This window comes from Mycolicibacterium pallens (assembly GCF_019456675.1).
In the GTDB taxonomy this organism is placed as follows: domain Bacteria; phylum Actinomycetota; class Actinomycetes; order Mycobacteriales; family Mycobacteriaceae; genus Mycobacterium; species Mycobacterium crocinum.
In genome coordinates, this window is sequence record NZ_CP080333.1 from 3,839,466 (window position 1) to 3,858,213 (window position 18,748).

At 65.9% G+C, this 18,748-nt stretch carries 16 protein-coding genes; 12 read left to right on the forward strand and 4 right to left on the reverse strand.

From position 1 onward, the window contains the following. Window positions 1–72: 72 nt before the first annotated feature. Window positions 73–546 carry an SRPBCC family protein gene (locus K0O64_RS18855; protein WP_071943328.1) on the forward strand — a complete coding sequence of 158 codons (474 nt, stop codon included), beginning with the start codon at window positions 73–75 and terminating at the stop codon, window positions 544–546. Here the strand turns inward: K0O64_RS18855 and K0O64_RS18860 are convergent. Further along, window positions 539–820 carry a hypothetical protein gene (locus K0O64_RS18860; RefSeq protein ID WP_071943326.1) on the reverse strand — a complete coding sequence of 94 codons (282 nt, stop codon included), beginning with the start codon at window positions 818–820 and terminating at the stop codon, window positions 539–541. The genes K0O64_RS18855 and K0O64_RS18860 overlap by 8 nt on opposite strands. Before the next feature lie 308 nt (window positions 821–1,128). Between K0O64_RS18860 and K0O64_RS18865 the strand changes: the two genes are divergently transcribed. The 5 genes from K0O64_RS18865 (at window position 1,129) to K0O64_RS18885 (ending at window position 5,282) form a co-directional block, all read left to right on the forward strand. After that, window positions 1,129–2,790, forward strand: coding sequence for a glycoside hydrolase family 183 protein (locus K0O64_RS18865; RefSeq protein ID WP_220045645.1), 1,662 nt, complete (start codon window positions 1,129–1,131; stop codon window positions 2,788–2,790). Window positions 2,791–2,872: 82 nt separating this feature from the next. After that, the gene (locus K0O64_RS18870; protein ID WP_071943322.1) at window positions 2,873–3,364 is read left to right on the forward strand and encodes a winged helix-turn-helix transcriptional regulator; all 492 of its coding nucleotides are present in this window, start codon (window positions 2,873–2,875) and stop codon (window positions 3,362–3,364) included. Further along, a complete protein-coding gene (locus K0O64_RS18875; protein WP_071943320.1) occupies window positions 3,361–4,173 on the forward strand; it encodes an acyl-CoA thioesterase in 813 nt (270 codons plus the stop codon). Before K0O64_RS18870 ends, K0O64_RS18875 begins: the two co-directional genes overlap by 4 nt. Beyond that, window positions 4,174–4,866: a TVP38/TMEM64 family protein gene (locus tag K0O64_RS18880; RefSeq protein WP_096311755.1), complete on the forward strand. Its 693-nt coding sequence runs from the start codon at window positions 4,174–4,176 to the stop codon at window positions 4,864–4,866. A gap of 20 nt (window positions 4,867–4,886) precedes the next feature. Beyond that, window positions 4,887–5,282, forward strand: coding sequence for a DUF2237 family protein (locus K0O64_RS18885; RefSeq protein WP_071949719.1), 396 nt, complete (start codon window positions 4,887–4,889; stop codon window positions 5,280–5,282). Here the strand turns inward: K0O64_RS18885 and K0O64_RS18890 are convergent. From K0O64_RS18890 to K0O64_RS18900, 3 genes are read right to left on the reverse strand one after another with little or no spacing between them, the layout of a single operon-like run. Next, window positions 5,273–6,508 (reverse strand): acyl-CoA dehydrogenase family protein, encoded by a 1,236-nt coding sequence (locus K0O64_RS18890; RefSeq protein WP_071943318.1) that lies wholly within the window; start codon window positions 6,506–6,508, stop codon window positions 5,273–5,275. The two genes, K0O64_RS18885 and K0O64_RS18890, sit on opposite strands and share 10 nt — an antisense overlap. Next, complete coding sequence (locus tag K0O64_RS18895) at window positions 6,505–7,530, reverse strand: LLM class flavin-dependent oxidoreductase (protein ID WP_096311756.1); 1,026 nt, start codon at window positions 7,528–7,530, stop codon at window positions 6,505–6,507. Before K0O64_RS18895 ends, K0O64_RS18890 begins: the two co-directional genes overlap by 4 nt. Beyond that, window positions 7,527–8,840 carry a glutamine synthetase family protein gene (locus K0O64_RS18900; RefSeq protein ID WP_071943314.1) on the reverse strand — a complete coding sequence of 438 codons (1,314 nt, stop codon included), beginning with the start codon at window positions 8,838–8,840 and terminating at the stop codon, window positions 7,527–7,529. Before K0O64_RS18900 ends, K0O64_RS18895 begins: the two co-directional genes overlap by 4 nt. 152 nt (window positions 8,841–8,992) lie before the next feature. Between K0O64_RS18900 and K0O64_RS18905 the strand changes: the two genes are divergently transcribed. The 6 genes from K0O64_RS18905 to K0O64_RS18930 all read left to right on the forward strand — a co-directional run bounded on the left by K0O64_RS18905 (window position 8,993) and on the right by K0O64_RS18930 (window position 18,719). Continuing rightward, window positions 8,993–9,841, forward strand: coding sequence for an ABC transporter permease (locus K0O64_RS18905; RefSeq protein ID WP_071943312.1), 849 nt, complete (start codon window positions 8,993–8,995; stop codon window positions 9,839–9,841). Next, the gene (locus tag K0O64_RS18910) at window positions 9,838–10,872 is read left to right on the forward strand and encodes a taurine ABC transporter substrate-binding protein (RefSeq protein WP_071943310.1); all 1,035 of its coding nucleotides are present in this window, start codon (window positions 9,838–9,840) and stop codon (window positions 10,870–10,872) included. Before K0O64_RS18905 ends, K0O64_RS18910 begins: the two co-directional genes overlap by 4 nt. Then, on the forward strand, window positions 10,856–11,680 hold the full coding sequence (locus K0O64_RS18915) for an ABC transporter ATP-binding protein (RefSeq protein ID WP_071943308.1): 825 nt from the start codon (window positions 10,856–10,858) through the stop codon (window positions 11,678–11,680). Before K0O64_RS18910 ends, K0O64_RS18915 begins: the two co-directional genes overlap by 17 nt. Further along, entirely contained in the window at window positions 11,677–12,873 is a 1,197-nt protein-coding gene (locus K0O64_RS18920) for an SfnB family sulfur acquisition oxidoreductase (RefSeq protein ID WP_071943306.1), read from the forward strand. Before K0O64_RS18915 ends, K0O64_RS18920 begins: the two co-directional genes overlap by 4 nt. 86 nt (window positions 12,874–12,959) lie before the next feature. Next, on the forward strand, window positions 12,960–15,821 hold the full coding sequence (locus K0O64_RS18925) for an MMPL/RND family transporter (RefSeq protein WP_220045646.1): 2,862 nt from the start codon (window positions 12,960–12,962) through the stop codon (window positions 15,819–15,821). Between the two features lie 30 nt (window positions 15,822–15,851). Then, the gene (locus K0O64_RS18930; protein ID WP_125477457.1) at window positions 15,852–18,719 is read left to right on the forward strand and encodes an MMPL/RND family transporter; all 2,868 of its coding nucleotides are present in this window, start codon (window positions 15,852–15,854) and stop codon (window positions 18,717–18,719) included. Window positions 18,720–18,748: the final 29 nt, after the last annotated feature.

The window sequence follows — 18,748 nt, forward strand, 5'->3', positions numbered from 1 at the left end:
GGCGGCCCGCACAGTTACAAATCTGAACGAATGTGTAAACTGCGCGCACAGTCGACAAGAAAGGCAACGGAATTGGGCATCGTGACCACGAGCTCCGAGACGGCCTTCAGCCAGTCACCGGAGACGATCTACGACTTCGTGACGAACCCCGCCAACTGGACCAAGACCTACCCCGGCAGCAACTACGTGGGCAAGTTGGACAAGCTGCCACTGGCCGTGGGCGACACCTGGGAAGAGGGCGGCCCCGACGGGGACCGGATCTTCACCTGGCACTTGGCCATCGCCATGCGCCCGCGGCTCTGGGTGTTCAACTCGGTGGGCCGGCTCGGACATGATCGAGAGGGCAACGGCGGCATGGACGGCCGGATCACCGTTGAGTACCACTTCACCGCCCCCGGAGCGGGCATCACATTGTTCACCCGCACGATGACCATCGAAGCCCCGAAGGAGTCACCGATGCCCGACGGCTTCTTCCGGATCGTCAACCCGGCCAACATCGACCGCTATCACGCCGCGATCGCGCGGGAGCTCGCCGCCGTCAGTTGAGACCGTGATGGTGGTTGCCCGGCGGCTCGGTCGGCGCGGGCGGGGCGATCACGGTCGGCGAGAACTTGTTGCCGTCGGTGGGGCTGAGTTGCTTCTCGGTGGGCGTCGCCGACGGACTGGGCGACGCCGGTGACGTCGTCGTGGTCGTCGAAGTGGACGGCGACGGAGCCGGGCTCTCGTTCTTGCTGCACGACGCGACGAACGACGCCATGGCAACGAGGGCGGCACCGCCGACGAGTGCGGCAATACGGGCAGAAGCAGAGGGCGAATTCATGGGAATCCTCACTGAAAGCGGCGAACTCGCCCTCGCCGGGGGCCTTAGATAGGCCTGAATGCCTGTTCGAGCGCTGGATCTTTCCAGGAAATCACCGGTATGGCAATAGGTGGTGTTTCCTCGGCGCCGCTCGACGCTGACCAGCCGGTTCGCCGGACGAGGTTCCCTCGGGCCGTGATCGCCGATGTGAGCACGCTTCTCACACCCCGTTGATCGATGAAATTGTTTGCAGACTTGTGACTCCGAGTCGGCCACGAGGTTTGCCAGGTGCGGTACCGTCTTCTCAGCATTTTCTAAGGGGAAGCAGTATGGGTTCGACGAAGAGTGCCTCGATGTATGTGGGCCGTATCGGCGGTCTGGCAGTGGGTTTGGGCGTTGGGGTGGCGATCCTCGCCGGCGCCGGTGCGGCGTGGGCGGAGGGGTCCGGCTCGGGCGACTCAGGCCCGTCGTCGCACAGCTCGTCGAGCACCGGGTCCTCCGGACCGTCGAAGCCGAAGTCGACTGCCTCCTCGGCGTGCACGTCGAACAAACTGACCACGCGCAGCGCGAACAAGGACACCCCCGAGGCCGCCGCCGCTCCCAAGGCGAGCGCGGTGAGTGCCGCGGCGAAGCCCACTGCACCGAAGGCGGTCACCAGCCTGCTGTCCGCGGTAGGCCTGACGACCAACGCAACTGGTGTGGCGAGCTCCAGGCGCGAGGCCGCGCCCGCCGGTGCGGTGGTGTCGGCCGCTGCGGTGACGACAGCACCCACCGTCATTCCGTCGTATCCGGTCGGCTGGGTGACCGGGCAGGCGAACAACGCCTACCCCGGCATCGGCTGGCCGCAGACCAACAACACCAAGGGCTTCGGGATCTACGGCACCGACCTCGGCATCATGTGGGAGAACGGGCTGACCGGCAACATCCAGCTGGCGTTCGGTGACACCTTCAGCGCGCCGGGCATGACCGGCGACTGGCGGTCCAACGTCCTGTTGCTCAGCCAAGACAAAAACCTGACCAACGGGCTGACGCTGCTGCAGACCGGCTACGCCTACCAGTTCATCCCGCGCAATTCCGGCGTGCTGTTCCCGTTCCTGGGTTCCGAGGTGACGGTCATCCCGACGTCGGCCATCTCGGTGAACAACGAGCAGTACGTCAACTACATGTCGGTCAAGTCGTGGGATACCCCCGGCCGGTGGACGACGAACTACTCGGCGATCTCGATGTACGACCCAGCCACCGACAAGTGGGTGTTGCAGCGCTCGACCATCCGCTCGGCGAGCTGGTTCGGCTCGACGAAGCCCTACGTCCCGGGCAACCAGAACTTCCAGCAGGCGGCCTATGTCTTGCAGCCCGCCGATCAGGTCGCCGAGGGCGACACCCAGTACCTCTACGCCTTTGGTACTCCGTCGGGCCGCGCAGGTTCGGCCTATCTGTCGCGGGTGTCCGTCGACGACGTGAACAACCTGGCCAAGTACCAGTACTGGAACGGCAAGGACTGGATCACCGGCAAACCCGTCGCCGCCACGCCGATCATCGGCGACTCCACCCATTCCGCAGGGCTTTTCGGGCCCGTGATCGACTGGGCGAACAACCCGAACGTGCTGGGCGGCATGCTCGGCGGCCTGTTCGGCGCCAAGACGGGCGGCAACGTCAGCGAGATGTCGGTCCAGTACAACGAGTACCTGGGCAAGTACGTGATGATGTACGCCGACGGCAACAACAACGTCAAGCTGCGCTACGCCGACTCACCGGAAGACACGTGGTCGGCACCGATCACGGTGGCGACGTCCGCGACCTACCCCGGGCTGTACGCGCCGATGATCCATCCGTGGTCGGGCACCGGAAAGCTGGTGGACGGCAACGGAAATCCGGACGACAGCACGCTCTACTGGAACATGTCGCTGTGGGGCAACTACAACGTCGTGCTGATGAAGACCGACCTGTCCTCGTTGAAGGCCTCTCTCGGTTCCGCGGCCACAACCGCTTAGTCTTCCCGCCGAACGTCACCCCTGGGTGACGTTCGGCAGCGCAGTCTGAGTCCAGATTTCAGACTCTGCTAGGCTGGCGGTCATGTCCGTCGACCGCGACCTGTTCAGCACCGAAAACTGTTCGGTGAAGCGGGCACTGGACATCGTCGGCGAGAAATGGACGTTGCTGGTCCTGCGCGAGGCGTTCTACGGCGCCCGGCGCTTCGAGCGATTCCAGACCCGCATCGGCTGTCCACGGCAGGTCCTGACCGATCGGCTCAACACGCTCGTCGCCGCGGGAGTCCTGCGGAAGGTGCCCTATCAGGAGCCCGGTCAGCGCGAGCGACATGAATACCGGCTGACCGAGAAGGGCCGGGATCTGCTGCCGGCCGTGATCGCTCTGATGCAGTGGGGCGACACGTGGGAGGCAGACCCCGACGGTCCACCGGTCGAGATCGTCCACCGGGATTGCGGCCATCCCGTCGAGCTCACCCTGCGATGTAGCCACGACCAGACCCCGCTGACCGCCCATGACACCGAGCCTCGACCCGGTCCCGGTGCCCGCCCAGCCAAAACCGGAAAGACGGTTCGATGACCACGACCACCACCCATGCTTTCGACACCGCAATCGATCTGGCGCACAACGGCGACGGGCACTACGTCGGCCAGACCACACCGGAGTTCGCGAATATGGTGGGCCCGTTCGGTGGAGTGACCGCCGCCGCGATCGTGCGCGCGATCTCCGATCACCCCGACCGCATCGGTGACCCCGTCGCCCTGACCGTGAACTACCTCGCCCCGGTCAGCGACGGCTCGTTCGACGTCGCGGTGCGCGCGGTCCGCACCAACCGGACCAACCAGCATTGGCTCGCCGAGGTGAGCCAGGACCACGGAGTCACCACCACCGCGACGGCCGTCTTCGGCGTCCGGCGCGACGCCTGGTCGGACACCGAGGTCACCATGCCCGAGGTACCGGATCCCGAAAGTCTCTCGCACACAACACTTCCCGGCCCCGTGCCGTGGATGCGCAATTATGACATGCACTATGCCGAAGGCGCGGTGCCCACCGACTCCGTGGAGAGCCCATCGTCGACGACGACGCTGTGGGTGCGACAGCGCCCAGCCCGCGCGCTGGACTTCGCGGCTCTCACCGCACTCACCGACGTTTTCTATCCACGAGTGTTCCTGCGCCGCGGGAAGATGCTGCCGGCGGGCACCATCTCGCTGACCACCTACTTCCACGTCGACAGCGCCGAGCTCGACCGGCAGGGCACCGATTACGTGCTGGCCCGCGCCCACGCGCAACGTTTCGCCCGCGGATATTTCGACCAGTCCGCGCAGATCTGGGGCCGCGACGGGACCCTGCTGGCGACCAGTCACCAGATCGTCTACTACAAAGACTGAATGGTCGACGACTCCGATCCGCCGGCAACCCGGCGGTGGCCGCACGCGCTGCGGCTGGTGTTGTTCGTCGCTGCCCTGCTGACCCTGTTCTATCTGGTTGCGGTGTCGAAGGTGATCGACCCGGCCGGAATTCGTGCCGCGGTGTCGGCGACCGGCCCCGCCGCTCCCCTGGCCTACCTGGTGGTATCGGCGGGTCTGGCCGCCGTGTTCGTGCCGGGACCACTGCTGGCTGCAGGCAGCGGTGTGTTGTTCGGACCGCTGCTCGGCACCTTCGTCACGCTCGGATCGACGGTGCTGACGGCGATGATCGCCGCCCTGCTCGGCAGGCGAGCCGGTCGCGACAGCGCCAGGGCACTCCTCGGCGCGGACTGGTCGAGCCGGATCGACGCACAGATTCAGCGGCGCGGACTGTGGGCGGTGGTCGGACAGCGGTTCGTGCCGGGTATCTCCGACGCCCTGGCGTCGTACGCGTTCGGCGCCTTCGGAATGCCGTTGTGGCAGATGGCCGCCGGGGCTTTCATCGGATCAGCGCCGCGGGCGTTCGTGTACACCGCGTTGGGCGCGTCTATCTCGGATCTGTCGTCGCCGCTGGGCTATGCCGCGATCGCGGTGTGGTGCATCACCGCGATCATCGGGGCGTTCGCCGCGCATCGCGGGTATCGCGGTTGGCGCAACCGGGGCCGGAGCCGCTGATCCTGGGCGATACTGGCACCATGGCTGATCGCAATGTGCTGGGCGGTCCCCTCGAGCCGTGCGGGACGGAGCCGATGACGGGCTTCTACCGCGACGGCTGCTGCTCGACCGGGCCGGAGGACGCCGGACGACATACGATCTGCGCGGTCGTGACCGCCGAGTTCCTCGAGCATCAGCGCTCGATCGGCAACGATCTGTCGACCCCGATGCCGCAGTACCGGTTCCCCGGCTTGAGGCCTGGCGACCGCTGGTGCGTGACTGCGCTGAACTGGCTGCGCGCGCACACCGACGGCCACGCCGCGCCGGTCGTCCTCGCCTGCACCCACGAGCGGACCCTGGACGTGATCCCGCTGGAGACGCTGCAGGAATACGCGGTCGACGTTCCCGACGACCTGGGCAGCCTGGATCAGAAGTAGCCGTTGGCCGGCGGCCACACCCCGTTGACGGCGTAATTGCCTGCCGCGTGCGCCTTATACGCCAGTGGGTTGTGCGTGGAGACCGTGCGAACGTTGCGCCAATGCCGGTCGAGGTTCAGGGCGCGGGCGGTGGCCGACGCTCCGCCGGTATCGAACAGCCGCTCGGCCGCGGCGAGGGTCAACCGTTCCGCGACCAGTTGTGCCTCGGCGACGACGATCGCCACCCGGGCCAATTCGTCCGCGTCGTCGACTCGTCCGGAGTCCACCACGGCGTCGAGCGCATCCGCGGCAGCGAGCACCAGTGCCTCGGCCGCCGACGCGTTAGCGGCGATCTCACCGACGGCGTGCAGGGTGAACGGATCTTCGGCTGCGGTGTCGGCCAGTGAATGCGAGGCAGGGCGCGCCTTGTTCTGCACGTACCAGATGGCGTCGTCACGCGCCGCCGCCGCGATACCCGCGGCAACCGCGGCCAGATACAGCTGCAGGAACGCGGTGCTGTGACCGAGATGCTGACCGTCGGACACGGTGATCACCTCGTGCGGGCGGACCTCCACGTTGGTGAACCGGGTTCCGCCGCTGGCGGTGGTGCGCTGCCCGAAACCTTCCCAGTCGTTGAATAATTCGACACCGTCGCGTCCGGCGGGCACGATCGCCTGCACGTCACGTCCCTCGGCGTCACTGGCCGACACCGCGATCAGGTCGGCGAAAAGCGTACCGGTGGAATAGAACTTGTAGCCGTTGAGCCGCAACACCCCGGCACCGTCAGCCAGCAATGTGGTGTCGCCACCGGACGGTGTCTTGCCCTTGGCGTCGGTGATCGCATTGCCGACGACCACGCCCGCGTTGACCCGCGGGAACCATTCCTCGCGTTCGGGCTCGGTCGCACGATTGCTCAGCAATCGCTCGGCGAAGCCGAAGTGCGGTCGAAGTGCTTGTGCCACATTCGAACTGCCGCGTGCAATACGGATGACCGCAGTCAGGACGTCGCGCACCGACCCACCGGGACCGCCGTAGCGGGATGGCACGCGCAGCGTCAACGCACCGGTGCGACGGATGGCCTCGACGGCGTCGTATTGCAGAACCCGGTCGCGCTCGGCCGCGGCATCGGTGTGGCGCAGGTCCTCGACCACCTCGGCGAGCCGGGCGAGCCGCTCGGCCGGTGTCCCGCCCAGCGGTTCGGTGGTGAACCTCGGGCGCGGCGCCACCGGCCGGGGATTTTCGCTCATCGTTCTCCTCGGTAATGGCTGATGATGTTGTCGGCGAAGCGGTCCAGTTCGGCCTCGATCGGCTGGAACTGCAGCATGAACAGCTCGATGCCGGCCGCGTGGAAGGCGTCGATCCGCTCGATCACCTGCTCGTAGCTGCCGACCAGACCGGCCAGCGTGCCGCCGTTGGAGCCGATGCGCTTGCTACCGGCGAGCACCTGGTACATCGCGGTATTCGGATCGGTGCCGGTGGAGATCTCGGGCCGCGACTCGGCGTCGATCAACGCCAGTAGATGCGCCTCCTCGGCCTTGGCCTCGGCCTCGGTCGGGCGGGCAATCACGAAGGCGGACAAGCCGAATCGCAGTGGTCCGCGGTCGCGGGGACGGGCACGCAGGTCCTCGATGAGCGCGGTGGTGTCGGCGAACGGCCTGCCGTTGATGAAATACACGTCGCCGTGGGAGGCGCCCAGCGCCCGTCCCGGCTCCGACTCACCGCCGATGTACACCGGCGGGACGTCCTTCGGGACCGGCCGGACCAGAGCCTGCTGTCCCCCGCGATCCCCGACCGCGACGTGCTTGCCGCTCCACAAGTCGAGAACGGTGTCCAACCACTGCCGGGTGTAGGCGTAACGGTCGTCGTGGGCCAGTGGGTCGACGCCCAACGCCTCGAGCTCGGGCAGGAACCAGCCGGTGACCACGTTGATCGACAGGCGGCCGGCCGAGATGTCGGCGATGTTGGCGGCGAGCTTGGCGAACACCAGCGGGTTGAACAGCAGCGGCTTGATCGCCCCGATCAACTCGATGCGTTCGGTGGCCTCGGCCAGGCCGGCCAGCGTGGACCAGGTCTCCAGCACGTCGTTCTCGGTGTCGCTGGGATGGATCACATGCTGTGCCACCAAAGTCGCGTCGAATCCCCGACTTTCGGCATGTATCAGCAGGTCGCGGGTGCGCCGATAACTGGCGTCCGGCAGATCGTCGGGGTGCAAACGGGCGCCGTGATTGCCGTAGACCGGTGCCCACAGCCCGAACCGGGGTCCGCTCATGAGGTGGTCAGGTAGCGCTGACGCTCCCAGTCGCTGACATGACCCGAGTAAGCCAACCATTCACTGCGGGCGATCGCGATGAAGTCGAGCACCGAATCCCTGCCGAGGATCTCCAGGATCGTGTCGTCCTGTTCCGTCAGTGCCAGCGCGGTACCCAATGAATCGGGCAATGGAGCTCCCTTGCCGTACAGGTTGCCTGCGCCGGCGGCCACCGGCGGGCGGCCGGCCTCCAGTCCGGCCAGCACCGCCGCCAATGCCGAGGCGATCAGCCAATAGGGGTTGGCATCCGAAGCGCCCGAACGCAATTCGATTCGGCTGGCGCTCGGCGGATCTTCCACCAGTGATCGGATGGCCGCGCTGCGGTTGTCCCGGCTCCAGTTGACGGTGTCGGGAGCGAACGAGTCCGGCGTGTAGCGCCGGTAGGCGTTCACCGAGTGCGCCCCGAACAGCGTGATCGCCGGAAGATGCTCCAGCAGACCGGCGATCGCGAGCAGGGTCAGCTCGCCTTCATTGCCGTCCACCGGCGCGAAGGCCGGCTCGTCATCGCGCCACAGCGAGATATGCAGGTGCGCCGAGCTTCCCGAGTGATCCGAGAACGGCTTCGGCATGAAGCTGGCCACCTTGCCATGCTTGCGCGCCACCTCCTTCGCGGCGTACTTCAGCCGCGCGCCGTCGTCGGCGGCGGCCAATGCGTCGGTGTACACCAGATTGGTCTCGACCTGCCCGGGCCCGTACTCGGTCTGCACCCCCTCCAGCCGGGTGAACGCACCGAGCGTGTGGTGCAGATCCGAGATCAGCGGATCGAGACCGTTGGCGTTCTCCAGTGAGTAGGCGTGAATGTCATGCTGAATCGGCGAGCCGTCGGGGTTCAGCAGATAGAACTCGAACTCGACGCCGACCTTCGCGGTGAAGCCCAGCGAGCCCAGCCGCGCGATCACCCGACGCAGCGCTCCCCGCGGATCGAGCAGTGACGGTGTGCCGTCCGGGCGGACGATATCGGAGATCACGTGGCCGACACCGGCGCGCCACGGCAGCGGCTTGTAGGTCGAGAAGTCGGGGATGGCGTGGACGTCGGGATAGCCGTCGTCCCAGTTGGTCAGCCGCAGACCGTCGATCACCGTCCCGTCGGTGTTCCATCCGAGAGCGGCCTCGCAGAACGCGAATCCGTGCTTGGCGCGGTCGATGAATTGCTGTGCGGGGATCCGCTTGCCGGCGGCGTGGCCGAACGGGTCGCTCCAGGCGACCTCGATTTCGGTCAGCGAGCCGTCGTGCAGGGCGCGCAACAGCTCGGACTCGGCGTCCTGCTTCACGTTTCTGGCCTCCTGAGACTCGGTGGCCCCCACCCTCCCGCGCCAGGCAGGAGGAGAACCAGATTTAACGTCGACGTGAACGCAAACCCAGACTTTGATTCGCGGTGAGCGCAGACATTCACAGCGGGTTGCCAGCGGGCAAAAGTGTTCGAGTGTCTGTCTTCGTCGACGTCGCCCCCACCGGCGCCACCGATCCACCACTCGGTACCCGGTGGCCGTCATGGGTCACCCGACTCGTTCTTCCGGTGCTGTCGTTGCTGGTGTTCTTCGTCGTCTGGCAGCTGGCCGCGGCGAGCGAGATCTGGAACCAGACCTTCGTGCCGTACCCCAGTAAGGTGTGGCGCGCCTTCATCGACGTGTCCACCACACACGACGGCACCCGCGGCTATGCCGGATATCTCCTGTGGGAGCACCTGTACATGACGCTGCGCCGGGTCGCGGTCGGTGTGGTGATCGGGGTGGCCGTCGGTGTCGCCCTCGGCCTGCTGATGGGCTCCATCCCGTGGGTGCGCAGTGTGCTCGAGCCGTGGCTGACGTTCCTGCGCGCGCTGCCGCCGCTGGCCTACTTCTTCCTGCTGGTCATCTGGCTCGGCATCGACGAGGCGCCCAAGATCACGCTGCTGGCGCTGGCGGCACTCCCACCTGCGGCCGTCGCGACGACGGCGGCCGTCGTCGCGGTGCCGGTCAGCTTGGTCGAGGCGGCGCGGGCACTCGGCGCGTCGCGCCGGGATGTAGTGCGCGACATCGTGATTCCGTCGGCGCTGCCGGAAACGTTCACCGGAATCCGGCTGGCCGTCGGCATGGCGTACTCCTCGGTGGTCGCCGCCGAGCTGTTCAACGGCATCCCCGGCATCGGCGGTCTGGTCAAAGACGCCAGTAACTACAACAACACTCCCGTCGTGCTGGTCGGCATCTTCGCGATCGGTATCTCGGGGCTCGTGATCGACGGTCTACTGCGCGCTGTCGAGCGTCGCGCCGTCCCCTGGAGAGGAAAAGTATGAAGGTGCGCAAGCTCATCGCGGTGGCTGCCGCAGCGATCACTGTGATCGGCATGGCGGGCTGCTCGGTCGATCACTCGCAGTCGCAGGCGGGCAAGCCCACGCTGCGTCTCGGGTATCAGGCCTTCCCCAGTGGCGATCTCATCGTGAAGAACAACCGGTGGCTGGAAGATGCGCTGCCCGACTACAACATCAAGTGGGTCAAGTTCGACTCCGGCGCCGACGTCAACACCGCGTTCATCGCCAAGGAACTGGACTTCGGCGCGCTGGGCTCCAGCCCCGTCGCCCGCGGACTGTCGGCGCCACTGAACATTCCGTACAGCGTCGCGTTCGTGCTCGACGTGGCCGGTGACAACGAGGCACTGGTGGCCCGCAACGGCAGCAACATCAACTCAATCGCCGACCTGAAGGGCAAGCGGGTCGCCACCCCCTTCGCCTCGACCGCGCACTACAGTCTGCTGGCCGCGTTGGCCCAGAACGGGTTGTCGCCCAACGATGTTCAGCTCATCGACCTACAGCCGCAGGCGATCCTGGCCGCCTGGGAACGCGGCGACATCGAGGCCGCCTACACCTGGCTGCCGACGCTGGATCAGCTACGCAAGACCGGTAAGGACCTAATCACCAGCCGTCAGCTGGCCAAGGACGGGAAGCCGACCCTGGATCTCGGTGTGGTGTCGAACCAGTTCGCCAAGGACCATCCGGAGGTCGTCGATGTCTGGCGCAAGCAGGAGGCCAGGGCGCTGACGGTCATCCATAACGATCCCGCCGCGGCCGCGAAGGCCATTGCCGGCGAAATCGGTTTAGCCCCAGGCGATGTCGAGGGTCAGCTCAAGCAGGGTGTGTATCTGACGCCGCAGGAGGTCGCCTCGCCGCAATGGTTGGGCAGCCAGGGTAATCCCGGCAACATCGCGGCAAATCTGCAGAGCGCATCGCAGTTCCTGGCCGACCAGAAGCAGATCCCGGCGGCGGCGCCGCTCACGACATTCTCCGACGCCATCTACACCCAGGGATTACCGAATGTCATCGCCCAGTAGGACGGCCGCGGCGACCCCGGTGTCGGGGTCGCACAACGCGGGCGGACTCCAGATCCGCGGCGTCGAACACCGCTACGGAGAGACGACGGCACTCGGGCCCGTCGACCTCGACGTCGAGCCCGGCTCGTTCCTTGTTCTCGTCGGCGCATCGGGATGCGGCAAGAGCACCCTGCTGCGATTGATCGCCGGATTCGAATCCCCTACCAGTGGCGAGGTCAAGGTGTCGGGCCGTCGCCCGGTGCCGGGCCAGACCGCCGGCGTGGTGTTCCAGCAGCCACGTCTGTTCCCGTGGCGCAGTGTCGGGGGCAACGTCGAACTGGCGCTGAAGTACGCAGGCACGCCCCGTGAACGACGGACCGAGCGGCGCGACGAGCTGTTGAGCAGGGTGGGCTTGAAAGACATAACGCACCGCAAGATCTGGGAGATCAGCGGTGGTCAGCAGCAGCGCGTCGCCATCGCGCGGGCGCTGGCCTCCGAACGACCGGAGACCTCGCTGCTGCTACTCGACGAGCCGTTCGCCGCGTTGGACGCACTGACCCGGGAACGATTGCAGGAGGACATCCGCGAGGTCAGCGCGGAGTCGGGCCGCACCACCGTCTTCGTCACGCACAGCGCCGACGAGGCGGCGTTCCTGGGATCGCGGATCGTGGTGCTCACCCACCGCCCGGGCCGGATCGCCCTCGACCTACCGGTGGACCTACCCCGAACCGGCATCGACGCCGACGAACTGCGCCGCAGCTCCGAATACGTTCGGCTGCGCCAGGAAGTCAGCCGAGCCGTCAAAGCCGCAGCGGTCGAAGCGCCATGACCGCGATCTCCGCCTGTCCCATCCTCGCGACATCGGCCGAGGCCGTCGCCGTCGCGAGGGAGCTCGCAGCCGAATTCGCGACCGGCGCCGCCGCGCGGGACCGGCAGCGTGAGTTGCCTTTTGCCGAGATCGATCGGTTGTCGGCCAGCGGCCTGTTGGCCATCACGGTGCCCGGCGGCTACGGCGGGGCCGGGTTGCCGGCCAGTACCGTCGCCGAGGTCTTCCGGATTCTGGCGACCGCCGATCCGAACATCGCCCAAATCCCGCACAGTCATTTCGTGTACGTCAACCTCTTGCGGCTGGCCGGCACCGACGAGCAGCTGCGGCACCATGCTGAGCTGCTGCTGCATGGCGCCCGGATCGCGAACGCGCAGTCCGAACGCAGCGGTGCGACCGTCGCCGACATCGCGACCACCGTCCGCCCGGTCGGTAATCGCTTTCGGATCGACGGAGCGAAGTACTACTGCACCGGCTCGCTGTTCGCGGACACCCTGGCGGTGCTGACCCGCCTCGACGACCCCGACGGGGAAAGTGGGTTGGCCGACGGTCAGTACGTCGCCTTCCTGCCTGCCGACACACCGGGCGTTCACATCGTCGACGATTGGCACGCACTGGGCCAGCGGACCACCGGTAGCGGCACTGTCACCTTCGACGGCGTGGTGGTCGAGAAGTCCGCGCTTGTTCCGCGGGGGCCTGCGGTCAACGAGCCGACCGGCTACGGCGCCTTCGCTCAGCTGCTGCACGCCGCGATCGACGCCGGCATCGCCCGCGGCGCGTTGGCGGCCGCCGCGTCGTTCGTCCGGGAGAAGAGCCGGCCGTGGTTCGAGGCCGGCGTGACGCAGGCCGGCGACGATCCCCTGCTCATTCAGCGGTTCGGCGAGCTGGCGGTCTCGGTCCAGGCCGCGGAAGCCGCGCTGACCGTCGCGGGCGCCACCGTCGACAACGCGGACGCTGCCGAAGCCTCGTTAGCCGTCGCGGGCGCGAAGATCCTGGCGGACAAGGCGGCCAACGAGGTGTCGAGCGCACTATTCGAGGTCAGCGGAACGCGCAGCGCGGCTGCGGACAGCAACCTGGATCACTTCTGGCGCAATGCCCGGACACACACGTTGCACGATCCGGTGCGCTGGAAGTACCAGCACATCGGCCGTGCGGTCCTGCACGGCACGCCGCCGCCGCTGCATTCGGCGATCTGAGCACGCCGTTACCTGGCCCACAAATAAGACTGGCCGTCTGGTAAAACTGTCTAAGTAATTCGCCGTAGCGGGGAGGACTTGGGCTGGTGAGCGCCCCTACCGAAGAGCGCGTGGTCCACGCCGAGCCGCCGCAACGTGCGGCGTTGGCCAAGTGGATCCGCCGCCTGGCGGTGCCGATCATCCTCGTGTGGGTCGGCCTCATCGTCGTGCTGAACATGTCGGTTCCGCAGCTCGAAGCGGTCGGCAAGATGCGGGCCGTGTCGATGTCGCCCAAGGACGCGCCGTCGGTCATCGCGATGATGCGCTCGGGCCAGGTTTTCGAGGAGTCCGACTCCGACAGCTCGGCGATGATCGTCCTGGAGGGCGACCAACCTCTGGGCCAGGACGCGCGGCAGTTCTATATGGACATGATCGCCAAGCTGCGGGCCGACAAGACCCACGTGCAGCACATCCAGGACTTCTGGGGTGATCCGCTCACCGAGGCCGGCGCGCTGAGCACGGACCAGAAAGCCGTCTATGTGCAGGTGAACCTCGCCGGAAACATGGGCGAGACACTTGGCAACGACTCGGTCGAGGCGGTCCAGAAGATCGTCAGAGGTCTTTCCCCGCCGCCGGGCGTCAAGGTCTTCGTCACCGGCGGGCCCGCGCTGCAGGCGGACCAACAGCTCGCCGGCGACAAGAGCATCCGGATCATCGAGCTCACCACGATCGCGGTGATCGTGATCATGCTGCTGTTCTTCTACCGGTCAATCGTCACCGTCGGGCTGGTCCTGGTGATGTTGATCTTGGGTTTGACGGTGACCCGAGGTGCGGTGGCGTTTCTGGGCTACCACAACCTGATAGGCCTGTCGCCGTTCGCAACTCAGCTATTGGTGACATTGGCGATAGCGGCGACAACTGACTATGCGATCTTCCTGATCGGGCGATATCAGGAAGCCCGCGCGCTCGGCGAGAGCCGCGAAGACGCCTACTACACGATGTATCACGGCACCGCGCACGTGGTGCTGGGCTCAGGTATGACGATCGCGGGCGCGACGTTCTGCCTGTCGTTCACCCGGCTGCCCTACTTCAAATCGCTGGGCGTCCCGCTCGCCGTGGGCATGGTGGTCGCGGTGGTGTCGGCGCTGACACTGGGCGCCGCGATCGTCACCGTCGCCAGCCGCTTCGGACTGCTGGAGCCCAAGCGGGCCATGCGGATCCGGTTCTGGCGCCGTCTCGGAGCGGCCGTGGTGCGCTGGCCCGTCGCCATCCTGTTCTCCACGATCATGATTGCGCTGATCGGCCTGATCACGTTGCCGGGCTATCAGCCGAACTACAACGACCGTCAGTACCTGCCTGCCGACCTTCCCGCCAACGAAGGCTTCGCCGCGGCCGAACGGCACTTCCCGATCGCGCGGATGAATCCCGAGATGCTGTTGCTCCACACCAATCAGGACCTGCGCAACTCCGCGGATTTTCTGGTGCTCGAGCGCATCAGTAAAGCCATCGCCAAAGTGCCGGGTATCGGCCGGGTGCAGTCGATCACCCGCCCCGCCGGAAAGCCGTTGGAGTACAGCACGATTCCCGCGCAGATCAGCATGGGCGGCACCAACCAGACGATGAACCGGTCGTATATGCAGGACCGGATGGCCGACATGCTGGTTCAGGGCGAGCAGATGCAAGACACCATCAACACGATGACGCAGATGATCAACCTGATGGAGCGGCTGAGCTCCGTCACTCACGACATGGTCGGGAAGACCGACCAGACAGCGCTGGACATCGCTGAGTTGCGCGACCACATCTCGGAGTTCGACGACTTCTTCCGTCCAATCCGCAACTACCTGTACTGGGAACCGCACTGCTACAACATCCCGCTGTGCTGGTCGACGCGTTCGGTCTTCGACACCCTCGACGGCGTCGACAAGATGACCGACGACATCCAGCAGCTGCTGCCGGACATGCATCGCCTCGATGAGCTTATGCCGCAGATGGTTTCGCTGATGGGTCCGACCATCGACTCGATGAAACGCATGCGCGTCATGATGTTGACCCAGCAGATGAGTCAGGCCAGCCAGCAGGATCAGCAGGCCGCGATGAGCGAGAACCAGGCGGCGATGGGGGCGGCGTTCAACGACTCGCTCAACGACGACACCTTCTACCTGCCGCCGGAAATCTTCGACAACGACGAGTTCAAGCGCGGCATCAAGAACTTCATCTCCCCCAACGGCCACGCGGCGCGCTTCATCATCTCCCATGAGGAAGACCCGCTCTCGGCCGATGGGATCAACCGCATCGACGCGATCAAGGCCGCGACCTTCGAGGCGATCAAGGGCACGCCGCTGGAAGGATCCAAGGTCTATTTGGGCGGCACCGCGTCGGCATTCAAGGACATGCAGGAAGGCAACGAGTACGACCTGCTGATCGCCGGCGTGGCGGCGCTATCGCTCATCTTCATCATCATGCTGCTGATCACCCGCGCCATCGTGGCAGCAGCCGTGATCGTGGGCACCGTCGTGCTGTCTCTCGGGGCATCGTTCGGGCTCTCAGTGTTGCTGTGGCAACACATCCTGGGCATGGAGCTGCAGTTCATGGTGATGGCGATGGCCGTCATCATCCTGTTGGCCGTCGGCGCGGACTACAACCTGCTGCTCGTCGCCCGGATGAAGGAAGAAATCCCGGCAGGCATCAACACCGGCATCATCCGCGCCATGGGCGGCAGCGGGTCCGTGGTGACGGCGGCCGGCCTGGTCTTCGCGTTCACGATGATCTCGATGTCGGTCAGCGCGATGGTGGTGGTCGCCCAGGTGGGCACGACGATCGGACTCGGCCTGCTGTTCGACACCTTGGTGGTGCGCGCGTTCATGACGCCGGCGATCGCCGCGTTGATGGGCCCGTGGTTCTGGTGGCCGCAGATCGTGCGGCCCAAGCCCTTGTCTACGCGGCCGCACGGTCAATTGCTGCGCTAGCGGTCCCGCGGTCTGCTATGACTGGACGCCGTGGGGACTCAGACCGGGGTACCGCACGGTCGTATTGAGGTCTCGGCCGAGCGGAACCCCGGGGTGGCCAAGTGGATCCGCCGCTTGGCGATTCCGATCATCCTCGGCTGGCTCGCCGTCATCGGCGTCCTGACCGTTTTCGTGCCGCCGCTGGACGTCGTCGGTGAGATGCGCGCGGTGTCGCTCTCGCCGAAAGAAGCCCCGTCGGTCATCGCCTTGATGCGCAACGGAAAGGTCTTCGAGGAGTCCGACTCCGACAACGCGGTGATGATCGTCCTGGAGGGGCAGCGGCCACTCGATGCGGCGGCGCGCCAGTATTACAGCGCGCTGATCGACAAGCTGCACGCCGATACCAAGCACGTGCAGCACGTCCAGGATTTCTGGGGTGATCCGCTGACCGAAGCCGGTGCGCTGAGCGCCGACGGTAAGGCCGTCTACGTGCAGGTGTCATTGGCCGGCAATATGGGTGAGTCGCTGGGCAACGAGTCGGTCGCGGCGGTTCAGACGATCGTCAAGGATCTGCCTCCGCCGCCGGGCGTCAAGACCTTCGTGACCGGCGGTTCGGCGATGCAGACCGACCAGCAGAAAGAGGGCGGCCGCAGCATCCAGGTGGTGAAAATCGCCACCGTCACGGTCATCATCTGCATGCTGCTGTTCTTCTACCGCTCGATCACCACCGTCGGCGTCGTTCTGGTGATCCTCGTCATGGGATTGTCGGTGACCCAGGGGGCGGTGGCATTTCTGGCCTACCACAACCTGATTGGGCTGACGACGTTTGTCACACAGATCCTGGTGCCGCTGGCGCTGGCTGCCACGACTGACTATGCCATCTTTCTCATCGGCCGCTATCAAGAAGCCCGGGTGGACGGGCAGGACCGAGAGTCGGCGTACTACACGATGTTTCGGGGCACCGCGCATGTGGTGCTGGCCTCGGGGATGACGATCGCCGGTGCGACGTGCTGCCTGACCTTCACCCGGTTGCCGTACTTTCACACGCTGGGTATCCCGCTCGCCGTCGGCATGGTGGTCGCGGTGCTGTCGGCGCTGACGCTGGGTCCGTCGATGGTGACGGTCGCCAGCCGATTCGGCCTGCTGGAACCGAAGCGGGCGATGCGAATTCGGTTCTGGCGGCGCATCGGAGCGGTCGTGGTGCGCTGGCCCGGTTGGGTCCTGTTCCTCACCGTCTTCATCGCCCTGATCGGGTTGATCGCACTGCCCGGCTATCGCCCCAACTACGACGACCGCAAGTACCTGCCTGCCGACCTGCCCGCCAACGAGGGCTTCGCGGCAGCCGAACGTCACTTCCCGGTGGCTCGGATGAACCCGGAATTGCTGCTGCTCGAGACCGATCAGGATCTGCGCAACCCGGCCGACTTCCTGGTGCTCGAGCGGATCACCAAGGCGGTCGCGCGGGTCCCGGGCATCGGTCGCGTGCAGTCCATCACCCGGCCCGACGGAAAACCGTTGAAGTACAGCACTATTCCGGCCCAGATGAGTATCAGCGGGTCGCTGCAGACGATGAACCGTTCCTACATGCAGGACCGCATGGCCGACATGCTGGTGCAGGGGCAGGACATGCAGAACACCATCAACACGATGACCCAGATGATCGGGTTGATGGAGCAGCTGAGCGCGACCACGCACGACATGGTCGGCAAGACCGACCAGACCGCGCTGGACATCGCGGCGCTGCGCGACCACATCTCCGACTTCGACGACTTCTTCCGGCCGATCCGCAATTACCTGTACTGGGAACCGCACTGCTTCGACATCCCGATGTGCTGGGCGGTTCGGTCGACGTTCGACGCCCTCGACGGCGTGGACACCATGACCGACGACATCCAGCGGCTGCTACCCGATATGCATGCCTTGGATTCGATTATGCCGCAGATGATTCCGTTGATGCAGTCATCGATCGAGTCGATGAAGCGGATGCGTATCATGATGCTGACGCTGCAGTCGACCCAGTCCGGCATGCAGGATCAGATCGCCGCGATGAACGACGGCTCAGCGGCCATGGCCGCGGCGTTCAACGACTCGCTCAACGACGACACGTTCTACGCGCCGCCGGAGATCTTCGAGAACGACACCGTCAAGCGCGGGATGAAGAACTTCATCTCGCCCAACGGCCACGCGGCGCGGTTCATCATCTCCCACGAGGCAGACCCGATGTCGGCGGAGGGCATCAAACGCATCGACGCCATCAAGGCCGCTGTCTTCGAAGCCATCAAGGGCACCCCGCTGGAGGGTTCCAAGGTGTACCTCGGCGGCACGGCATCTGCGTTCAAGGACATGGAGGATGGCAACTCCTACGACCTCAAAATCGCCGGATTGGCGGCACTCTCGCTGATTTTCATCATCATGCTGCTGATCACCCGGGCGCTGGTGGCCGCCGCCGTGATCGTCGGCACCGTCGTGCTGTCGCTCGGCGCGTCCTACGGGCTGTCGATTCTGCTCTGGCAGCACATCTTAGGTATGCCGTTGCAGTTCATCGTGATCGCGATGGCGGTGATCATCCTGCTGGCCGTAGGAGCCGACTACAACCTGCTGCTGGTTGCGCGCATGAAGGAAGAGATACCGGCCGGGATCAACACCGGCATCATCCGCGCAATGGGCGGCAGCGGGTCGGTGGTGACGGCGGCCGGGCTGGTGTTCGCGTTCACGATGATGGCGATGGCCGTCAGCAGCATGATCGTGATCGCCCAAGTGGGCACGACAATCGGGCTCGGGCTGATGTTCGACACCCTGGTGATCCGGGCGTTCATGACGCCGGCGCTTGCTGCCCTACTGGGGCGGTGGTTCTGGTGGCCGAGGATCGTGCGACCACGGCCGCTGTCGACGCGGCCGAGTGGAGAGTTGCTCAGGTAGGTCGGCTCGGGCGCGAGCGTGCGGTTTCA